The sequence below is a fragment of the Parapedobacter sp. genome (genome assembly GCF_053550995.1).
In genome coordinates, this window is the sequence record NZ_JBMQOC010000127.1 from 1 (window position 1) to 8,585 (window position 8,585).

General features: G+C 50.9%; 9 protein-coding genes. 1 reads left to right on the top strand and 8 read right to left on the bottom strand.

From position 1 onward, the window contains the following. A partial coding sequence (lpdA, locus tag ACO1NT_RS17615) for a dihydrolipoyl dehydrogenase (RefSeq protein ID WP_449050055.1) occupies window positions 1–1,127 on the bottom strand: 1,127 nt, incomplete at its 3' end. A gap of 202 nt (window positions 1,128–1,329) precedes the next feature. On the opposite strand from lpdA (ACO1NT_RS17615), the gene ACO1NT_RS17620 reads away from it, so the two are divergent. After that, window positions 1,330–1,626, top strand: coding sequence for a DUF3817 domain-containing protein (locus ACO1NT_RS17620; RefSeq protein ID WP_449050056.1), 297 nt, complete (start codon window positions 1,330–1,332; stop codon window positions 1,624–1,626). Window positions 1,627–1,650: 24 nt separating this feature from the next. On the opposite strand, the gene ACO1NT_RS17625 is transcribed toward ACO1NT_RS17620, so the two are convergent. The 7 genes from ACO1NT_RS17625 to ACO1NT_RS17655 form a co-directional block, all read right to left on the bottom strand. Further along, window positions 1,651–2,040, bottom strand: a complete 390-nt coding sequence (locus tag ACO1NT_RS17625) for an acyl-CoA thioesterase (RefSeq protein ID WP_449050057.1) — start codon at window positions 2,038–2,040, stop codon at window positions 1,651–1,653. A gap of 7 nt (window positions 2,041–2,047) precedes the next feature. After that, window positions 2,048–3,454 carry a dihydrolipoyl dehydrogenase gene (gene lpdA, locus ACO1NT_RS17630; RefSeq protein WP_449050058.1) on the bottom strand — a complete coding sequence of 469 codons (1,407 nt, stop codon included), beginning with the start codon at window positions 3,452–3,454 and terminating at the stop codon, window positions 2,048–2,050. 122 nt (window positions 3,455–3,576) lie between these two features. After that, window positions 3,577–4,110 carry a plastocyanin/azurin family copper-binding protein gene (locus ACO1NT_RS17635; protein WP_449050059.1) on the bottom strand — a complete coding sequence of 178 codons (534 nt, stop codon included), beginning with the start codon at window positions 4,108–4,110 and terminating at the stop codon, window positions 3,577–3,579. A 129-nt stretch (window positions 4,111–4,239) separates the two neighbouring features. Next, window positions 4,240–5,859 carry a response regulator gene (locus tag ACO1NT_RS17640; protein WP_449050060.1) on the bottom strand — a complete coding sequence of 540 codons (1,620 nt, stop codon included), beginning with the start codon at window positions 5,857–5,859 and terminating at the stop codon, window positions 4,240–4,242. A gap of 2 nt (window positions 5,860–5,861) precedes the next feature. Continuing rightward, complete coding sequence (locus ACO1NT_RS17645) at window positions 5,862–6,476, bottom strand: chemotaxis protein CheB (protein ID WP_449050061.1); 615 nt, start codon at window positions 6,474–6,476, stop codon at window positions 5,862–5,864. Next, entirely contained in the window at window positions 6,469–7,281 is an 813-nt protein-coding gene (locus ACO1NT_RS17650) for a CheR family methyltransferase (protein ID WP_449050062.1), read from the bottom strand. The genes ACO1NT_RS17645 and ACO1NT_RS17650 overlap by 8 nt, the downstream gene beginning before the upstream one ends. Window positions 7,282–7,292: 11 nt before the next feature. Beyond that, window positions 7,293–8,585, bottom strand: a 1,293-nt coding sequence (locus ACO1NT_RS17655) for a response regulator (protein ID WP_449050063.1), incomplete at its 5' end; no start/stop codon positions are given.

An 8,585-nucleotide genomic window follows, 5' to 3' on the forward strand; every position in this document is an offset into this window, starting at 1 on the left:
AATGGGAATTTACCCACTTTTATTTCATAGCCGGCATCCTTGGCTGCCTTTTCGGTATAGCCCACCGACGCGATTTCCGGTGTGCAATAGGTACAGCCGGGGATGTTGTTGTAATCAATCGGCGATACGTCCATCCCTTTTATTTTCTCGACACAGGTAATGCCCTCCGCCGACGCGACATGCGCGAGCGCTTGGCCTTTGACAATGTCGCCGATAGCATACACGCCATCTACATTGGTTTTGTAGAAATCGTCTACCACTACGCGGCCCTTGTCTGTTTTGACGCCGGCTTCTTCCAAGCCCAGGTTTTCGATATTGGGCGTAATCCCAACGGCCGACAGCACGGTTTCCGCTTCGATGGTTTCGGTACCTTTGGCGGTTTTGACCTGTACCTTGCAGCGCTTTCCTGAGGTGTCCACCGATTGCACTTCGGCGCTGGTAAGGATATTGATGCCGGCCTTTTTCAGGCTCCGTTCCAATTGTTTGGATACTTCTTCGTCTTCTACCGGCACGATACGGTCGAGGTATTCCACAACGGTGACCTTCGTGCCGATGGCATTGTAGAAATAGGCGAATTCGACACCGATGGCTCCCGAGCCCACCACGACAAGGGATTCGGGTTGCTTTTCGAGGTTCATGGCCTGGCGGTATCCGATGATGCGCTTTCCATCTTGCTTCAAGTTGGGCAGTTCGCGCGACCGCGCTCCCGTGGCCAATATCGTATGTTTTGCCGTGTATGTTTTGGTGCCGTCCGAGCCGTTGACTTCAACCTGGCCGCCCTTTTTGACTTTGGCGGTGCCCATGATCACATCGATTTTGTTTTTCTTCATCAGAAACTGGATGCCCTTGCTCATGCCGTCTGCTACGCCGCGACTACGCTTGACGATGGCGCTGAAATCAGCTTCGCCGCCATTTACCTTGATGCCGTAATCGGCGGCGTGGTTGAGGTATTCGAATACCTGGGCGCTCTTAAGCAGCGCCTTGGTAGGGATACAGCCCCAATTGAGGCAGATGCCACCAAGTGATTCCCTTTCCACGATGGCGGTTTTAAATCCAAGTTGGGAAGCCCTGATGGCGGCTACGTAGCCACCCGGCCCGCTTCCGATTACAATGATGTCGTAGTTCATATATCTTTGTTGCTTTCTTGAGATTGATTCATGTTTATGTTGCTGCGCTGGACATGTATGATGGTTACAAACTTACATATTTTCTTTTATAACCGGAAGGCGGAAAAGGGTGAGGACCGGTGCGTCACATTTTGGTCATACCTTAATGATTGGTCGGTCCTTGGAAAATTTATGGTTTACTTTGCGGCTTGAACATTATGACATGGGTACAGCTAAAACTACACTTAGGTATTTCCGGAACGTGGCAATCATTGAGGGCATTTCGACCATCCTCCTTTTTTTTGTGGCCATGCCACTGAAGTATTTCGCGGGAATGCCGTTGGCGGTCACGTATATGGGCTGGATCCACGGTATTCTTTTCGTAGCGTACGCGTATTTACTGGTAATGTGCTGGGACCGGTACAAATGGGCATTTAAACGGGTGGCGACGTATTTCGGTGCCTCACTGATCCCTTTCGCGCCCTTTTTCGTAGAGCATAAATTACGCCGCGAAGGTTAAGGTTTAACCCAGAATATGCTGGGTTCAGGGCTTATTTCCAGCGTATGCATAAGTAATTTCCGTCTTCCCATGCGGGGTTGGGTTTCCATCTTCATCGAGGTTTACGAATACCAGTTTATCTATCGTTAGAATACTTTTCCGCGTGATTTTGTTGCGTACTTCGCAGGTGAGTGTGATGGATGTACGACCGAACTCCGTGGCGGTGATTCCCAGCTCAATGATGTCGCCCTGTCGCGCCGAGCTCACGAAATTGATTTCGGAAATGAATTTGGTGACCACATACGGATTGCTCAGCTGCACAATGGCGTAAATGACCGCCTCCTCGTCTATCCACCGGAGCAATGTGCCACCGAAGAGGCTTCCATTCGGGTTCAGGTCCTCCGGCTTGACCCATTTTCGAGTGTGGAAATTCATTGCTATTTTACATGTGTATCGCGCGGTTATCCGTTGCGGCGAGCGAGGCCTCGCGCAGTGCCTCCGTATAGGTCGGGTGGGCATGGCACACGCGCGCGATGTCTTCGGCCGAGGCACGGTACTCCATGGCTACGGCTGCTTCGGCAATCATGTCTGCGGCCCGGGGGCCGATCATGTGCACACCCAATACCTCGTCGGTGTCGGCATCGGCCAACACTTTTACAAAGCCATCCGTGTCGCCGCTGGCCTTGGCGCGACCGCTGGCCTTGAAGGGGAAGGAACCTGTTTTGTACTTATGGCCTTCGGCTTTCAACTGTTCTTCGGTTCTGCCAACGCTGGCCACTTCGGGCCAGGTGTATACCACCCCCGGAATAAGATTGTAATCGATGTGGGGTTTCTGGCCTGCCAGTCGCTCGGCCACGTAGACGCCCTCATCCTCGGCCTTGTGGGCCAACATGGCCCCTTTTACCACATCGCCGATGGCGTAGACCCCTGCTACCGGGGTCTCGAGGTGTTCGTTCACGGGTATCTTTTTCCCCCGTTCTTCCAGGGTGATGCCGATGTTTTCCAATCCAAGGCCTTCCGTATAAGCGGTACGGCCCACGGCCACGATGCAGTAGTCGCCTTCCCAGGTGACGGCTTCGCCCTTCGCGTTTTCCGCGTTGACGGTTACCTTCTTGCCCTTGGCGGTGGCACCGGTTACTTTGTGGCCAAGGTAAAACTCCATGCCGAGCGATTTTTTCAATACGCGCTGCAATTCCTTGCCTAATCCGCCATCCATCGTGGGAATGATGGTTTTTTCATATTCGACTACGGATACCTTGGCACCCAGCCGTGCATATACCGACCCCAGCTCCAATCCGATAACGCCACCGCCGATGATGATCAAGTGGTTGGGAACCTCTTTCAGTGCCAAGGCTTCCGTGGAGGTGATGATCCGCTTTTTGTCGATGGGTAGAAAGGGAAGGGCAGTGGGTTTGGAACCCGACGCGATAATGACATGCTTGCCTGTGATCTGCTCGGTCTTCCCTTTTTCCGCGGTTATCTTCACCGTGTTTTTATCGACAAAGGAGCCAACACCTACAAAGCTGTCAATTTTGTTCTTTTTGAACAGGAATGCGATGCCAGCCACATTTTGGGCGATGACATCGTCTTTCCTGGCGATCATCTGCTTCATATCCAACGTCAGGTTGCTGAGGTTGATGCCGTGGGTACCGAAGTGGTGGGCAGCATTGTGGTAATGTTCGGAGGAATCCAACAACGCTTTCGATGGAATGCACCCTACATTTAAGCAAGTGCCACCAAACGTGCTGTATTTTTCGATAACGGCTGTTTTCAAACCCAATTGCGCGCAACGGATGGCGGCAACATATCCGCCGGGGCCACTGCCGATGATAATGACGTCGTACTGCATGTGATGAAGTTATTCAATTCGATGGCCAAAGGTACATAATAATTGCATTTACGCAGAAAAAGGAACAAAAAAAGACAGCCGGTTGACTGTCTTGTTTTATTGTTCCTGTATTTCGTAATCTATTATTCAGCTACGATTTTCCCATTCATCACTCCGTAGTGACCAGGGAAACTGCAGAGGAATGGATATACCCCTTTTTCCAGCGTGAATTCAATCGCATCTGTTTCGCCCGGCCCCAGTAATTTGGTGTGAGCAATGATAGAAGAGGCGAAAGTTGCCGGGATGTATTCTGAATCAACGGCCTTGATGGCTTCGCCGCCGAAAGCAGCGAGGTCGGTACCGGGTTGCAATACAACAACGTTGTGTCCCATTGATTCCTTCGGCATTTCACCTACATTCTTGAAGGTCAGCTTTACGGTTTCGCCTGCTTTGACCCGGAAAAGTGTTGCACTGTACTGCATCAAATCGTTGCCTTCCAGCGCGATTTCGTTGCTTACGGCCACGTCTGCCAAGCCGGGGATGTCCGCTGCCGGAGCTTGCTGCTCGGTGGTTGCTTCCGTTGCTTCCGTCGACGATTCTTCACTTTTTTGGTTACCTCCGCAAGCAGCGGCTAACACTGCACCCGCAACTACGGGAATTAAAAAAAACTGTTTCATTTTGTGTATAAATCTAATGTTCAGATAGTACGTTATCTATGCTAACATAGCAGCGCGCTATTTGTTTGCGGCCCAAAGGTAGTTGAATTTAGGGCGTAACAAAAGTGAATTTATCACTAAATTGTAAATTTAACAGGATGCATCGGTTTTACGTTTTGCCTCCGTGAGTGTTTTGATCAATTGGTAGAGCGATACGGGGTCAAAAGGTTTGCCTACGACTGCGTCGGCCCCCGCGGCGTAGGCGGCCTGCTGTTCGCGCTGCAATACGGAAGCCGAAATGGAGATGATTGGGATCTGCCGGATATGCTCCCGTTGGTCGCTCCTGATGGTCTTGATGGCTTCGAAGCCACTCATAACCGGCATGTGCGCGTCCATGAGGATAAGGCTGTAGGGGGTGCTTTCCACCTTGTCTAGGGCCTCCCTTCCGTTTTTCACCGTATCTACCGTAATACCCCATGTTTTCAACATGTGGGTTACCATGAAACTATTCAGTTCATTGTCTTCCGCAAGGAGCACGTTAACGTCGTTGAGGGCCGGCATATCGGTGTATTGCTTCTTGTCGGATTTCGGTGCCGTTTCCGAATCGGCCTCGTCAAACCAGCATTGGAACACAAACTCACTGCCTTTCCCCAATTCACTGTAAGCATGGATCTGGCCTTGGTGCAGGATGACCAACCTTTTCACGATAGCCAGTCCGAGGCCGGTGCCTCCGAAGCGTTTGGTAATCCCTTCTTCGCCCTGCTCGAACGATTGGAAAATCTTGTCGATGGCATTGCTGTTGATACCGATACCGGTGTCTTTCACCGAAAACTGAACCTGGATCCGTTGCTGCGTGCTGTTCAGTAGCTTCGTTTCCAATGTTACGCTGCCCTGTTCGGTGAATTTAATGCCGTTCGAAATCAGGTTGCTCAATATCTGCGTGAGCCGCAGCGAATCGGCGAGGATGTGTTTGGGGAGCTTATTGTCTGTGACGGCGTGGAAAACGATACCTTTTTGTTTGGCTTTGTAGCTGAATAGGTTGTTGAGTTCCTCGATGATGCTGGGCAGCGATGTCCGCGCGTAATCGAGCCGCATTTTTCCCGAGTCGATCTTCGAGAGGTCCAAGATGTCGTTGATGATGAGCAACAACTGTTGCGATGCGTTTTCGAGGTAATCCAGCCACTCGGCCTGCTGTTCGTTGAGTGGAGAGTTGCGCAACATAGCCGTGATGCCCGTTATGCCGTTTATGGGCGTACGGATTTCATGGCTCATGTTGGCTAAGAAGTTTTCCTTTGAGCTACGGGCTTGGTCTGCTTCTTTCTTGGCCTTTACCAGCTCGATGTGCGAACGTTCGAGTTCTTCGTTTTTGCGTTTGAGTTCCCGTTGGATGTATACCTGCTGCATGAAAGATTTGACCTTTGCGACGGTGATATCCGGATTAAGCGGTTTGTATAAGTAATCTACGGCACCGCTATGCAGTCCTTTGAGCAAGAATTTGTCTTCCTTCGAAATGGCGGTAACCATGATGACCATGATTTGCCAGGTTTTGGGATTGCTCTGGAGGAGTGAAACGAACTCAAACCCATTTATTTCGGGCATCTGCACATCTACCAGGGCAATCGCGACGTCGTTGTTCCAGCAATAACGGAGCGCTTCGTTGGGGGAGGTACTCCCCCAGATGTCCAGGTTATCAATATCCGCTAGCAGGGCCTTCAGGCTAAGTACGTTCTCTTCTTTGTCGTCAACAATAACTAACTTCAATTTCTCCATAACTAATGACTAAAAATACGGTGATTCAACTGTTGGCAGAACAGGACCAACTCGCCAGCGTCGAGGCTGCCATGTACGGCATCCAGCGCGATGGCAGCGGCGGGCATGGTCCCCACTTCCGCGTCGCGCGGATGTTGTACGATGCATAATCCGCCGGCCCGATGGATAGCCGCCATACCGGCCGCACCGTCGTGATTGGCACCGGATAGCAATATGGCGGCGGTGGAGGGGCCGTAGACGTCTACGGTGCTTTGCATGGTCACATCGATCGACGGTATGCAGAAATGCACGGGTTCGGAGGCATCCAACGATAGGCGGTGGTCGGGTTCCACCAACAGATGGTATCCCGCAGGGGCAAAATATGCCGTTGCGGGTCGGATGGGTTCTTTGTCTTCGGCCACTTTGATGGCAACGCGGCAATTGTTCCGAAGGTTCTCTTCGAGTCGGGTCTCATATTTCGCGTTCCGGTGGATAACGACCAAAATGCCAAATGGCAGGTCTGCAGGCAGCGCTTTGAGCATATTGATCAGCACCTTGAAGCCGCCGGCTGAGCAGCCCAATACGAGGATCCCGATGTGGGGGAGTTTATGGGCGATATGGTTGTTTAGCTCAAGCAATTTTTTGATAAATATTGTGGGTTTTGCTAATCATCCTGAATTTGCCTTCCAGGTTATAGGGCGCAAGTGTTTCCTTCGCTCCTAAGCAAAGGAAGCCAAATAAGGCGAGACTCGCATAAAACAGGCCGACCACCTTGCGTTGGAGGTCTGCATTGAAATAAATGAGCACGTTGCGGCAGGTAATCAATTGGAATTCATTGAAAACACCGTCGGATACGAGGTTGTGCGTAGAAAATAAGACGTTCTTGCGCAACTCGTGATGAATGACGGCGGCATCGTATTTGGCGGTATAATATTCAGACAGTGAGTCGCCCGATGCCGTTTGCAGGTAGTTGTCGGAATAGGTTTTCATCTTTTTCAGATCCATGATTCCCTGCTTTGCGCGTTCGATAACATCCATGTTGATGTCGGTGCCATAAATAAACGTGCGGTTGTATAGCCCTTCTTTATGGAGTAGGATAGCGAGGGAATAAACCTCTTCGCCGGTCGAGCACCCTGCGCTCCATACCTTGATATGTGGAAACGTAGCGAGATAGGGGATGATGTCTTCGCGCAAAGTCTTGTAATAGGCGGGGTCCCGAAACATTTCGGTGACAGTAACCGTCACTTCAACAAGGAATTTGTTGAAAAACCCCGGAGCGTTCACCAAGTTGTCCTTTAGGACGGTGAAATCGATTTGGTAAATCGCCAAGATACGCGATATGCGCCGTTTTAACGATGCCCGCGAATAACCACCCAAATCCAAGCCATGGACATTATTGACCAAGGCTATTAACTCTTCCACGTTTCCGAATGATACCGCCATTTGCTTACCACTTAACTTAGCCAGACCCGTAGCAACGATAGCAACTTATTCACATCGACGGGTTTGGCAATATAATCGCTTGCGCCGACATCGAGCACGCGTTGCCGGTCACCTTTCATCGCCTTGGCCGTGATTGCGATCACCGGCAGCGCCGAAAACCGCTTGTCGGCCCGGATTTTTTCGATGGCTTCGTAACCGTCCATTTCCGGCATCATGATGTCCATCAAAACCAAGTCGGTGCGGGGATTGTTTTTTAATAGTTCGAGTGCTTCCCTGCCGTTGTTGGCGGTATGGATCGTTAACTTGTAAGGGGCGAACACGGTGCTTAATGCAAAGATATTCCGCATATCGTCGTCGACCAGCAAGATATGTTTTCCCGTCAAGATATCGTCCATCTGGATCGTTTTCGATTCCGGGTGGCTAGACTGGATACGGCTCGGGGATAGCTTGTCGTCATTAAGCCGGTTTATGAACAACTGGACCTCGTCGAGGATACGGCTGTTTGATTTATCCGACTTCAATACCATGGTCTTTGCATGTTGCAAAATACGGCTTGCCATGTCGGTTGTGAGCTCCATGGCTGTGTTGATGATCACCGGTATATCGGCATGCAGTCCGGTTCGCTTGATATCATCCAATAGGTCGACCCCGGATATGTCGGGCAGGTCGATATCCAGCACGATGCAGTCGTAATGCTCGCCAGTGTTTAAGCAATCCATTGCTTCAGCCCCTGTAAATGCCTGTTTTACATCGATTCCGCTATCCTGAAGGAATGATTTCAGGTTGTCGCTTTGGATTTCATGGTCTTCCACAACCAACACTTTCCTGAGCGGCAAATCGATTGTTTTATGCAGATGGCTGAATACTTCGTCGAGGGACCTCTTGTTTGCGGGCTTCACCAGGAAACCGACCGTGTCCGTATCCGCTTCGTGCTTTTCCGGTTGGTCTGCAGACATCAGGTGTACGGGGATATCTTGGGTGCCCGGGTTGTTTTTCAATTTTTTGAGAACGGTCCATCCATCCATTACAGGCAATATGATGTCGAGGATGATCGCATGGGGCATCGAATCCATGGCCATCTGTAGGCCGGTATCTCCCTGGTGGGCCACGAGCGTTTCGAATCCCTGCTCCTTGGCGTAGGCCGCAAGGATGTCGGCAAAGGTTTGGTCATCTTCTATGATCAATAACCGTTTGGGACCGATGCTATGCGTCCCCTCTTTTGGCGTTTGGACAGGGCGCTTTTTTTGGCTTTTGTGGTCATCCGGCAGTGACGCAGTATCCGTGCCGCGCGCATGGGACATTGC

What these genes read in the sequence shown, in the direction of transcription:
- ACO1NT_RS17620 (WP_449050056.1), top strand. Translation starts at nt 1,330, where the DNA reads ATGGGTACAGCTAAAACTACACTTAGGTATTTCCGGAACGTGGCAATC.
- ACO1NT_RS17625 (WP_449050057.1), bottom strand. Translation starts at nt 2,040, where the DNA reads ATGAATTTCCACACTCGAAAATGGGTCAAGCCGGAGGACCTGAACCCG.
- lpdA (WP_449050058.1), bottom strand. Translation starts at nt 3,454, where the DNA reads ATGCAGTACGACGTCATTATCATCGGCAGTGGCCCCGGCGGATATGTT.
- ACO1NT_RS17635 (WP_449050059.1), bottom strand. Translation starts at nt 4,110, where the DNA reads ATGAAACAGTTTTTTTTAATTCCCGTAGTTGCGGGTGCAGTGTTAGCC.
- ACO1NT_RS17640 (WP_449050060.1), bottom strand. Translation starts at nt 5,859, where the DNA reads ATGGAGAAATTGAAGTTAGTTATTGTTGACGACAAAGAAGAGAACGTA.
- ACO1NT_RS17650 (WP_449050062.1), bottom strand. Translation starts at nt 7,281, where the DNA reads ATGGCGGTATCATTCGGAAACGTGGAAGAGTTAATAGCCTTGGTCAAT.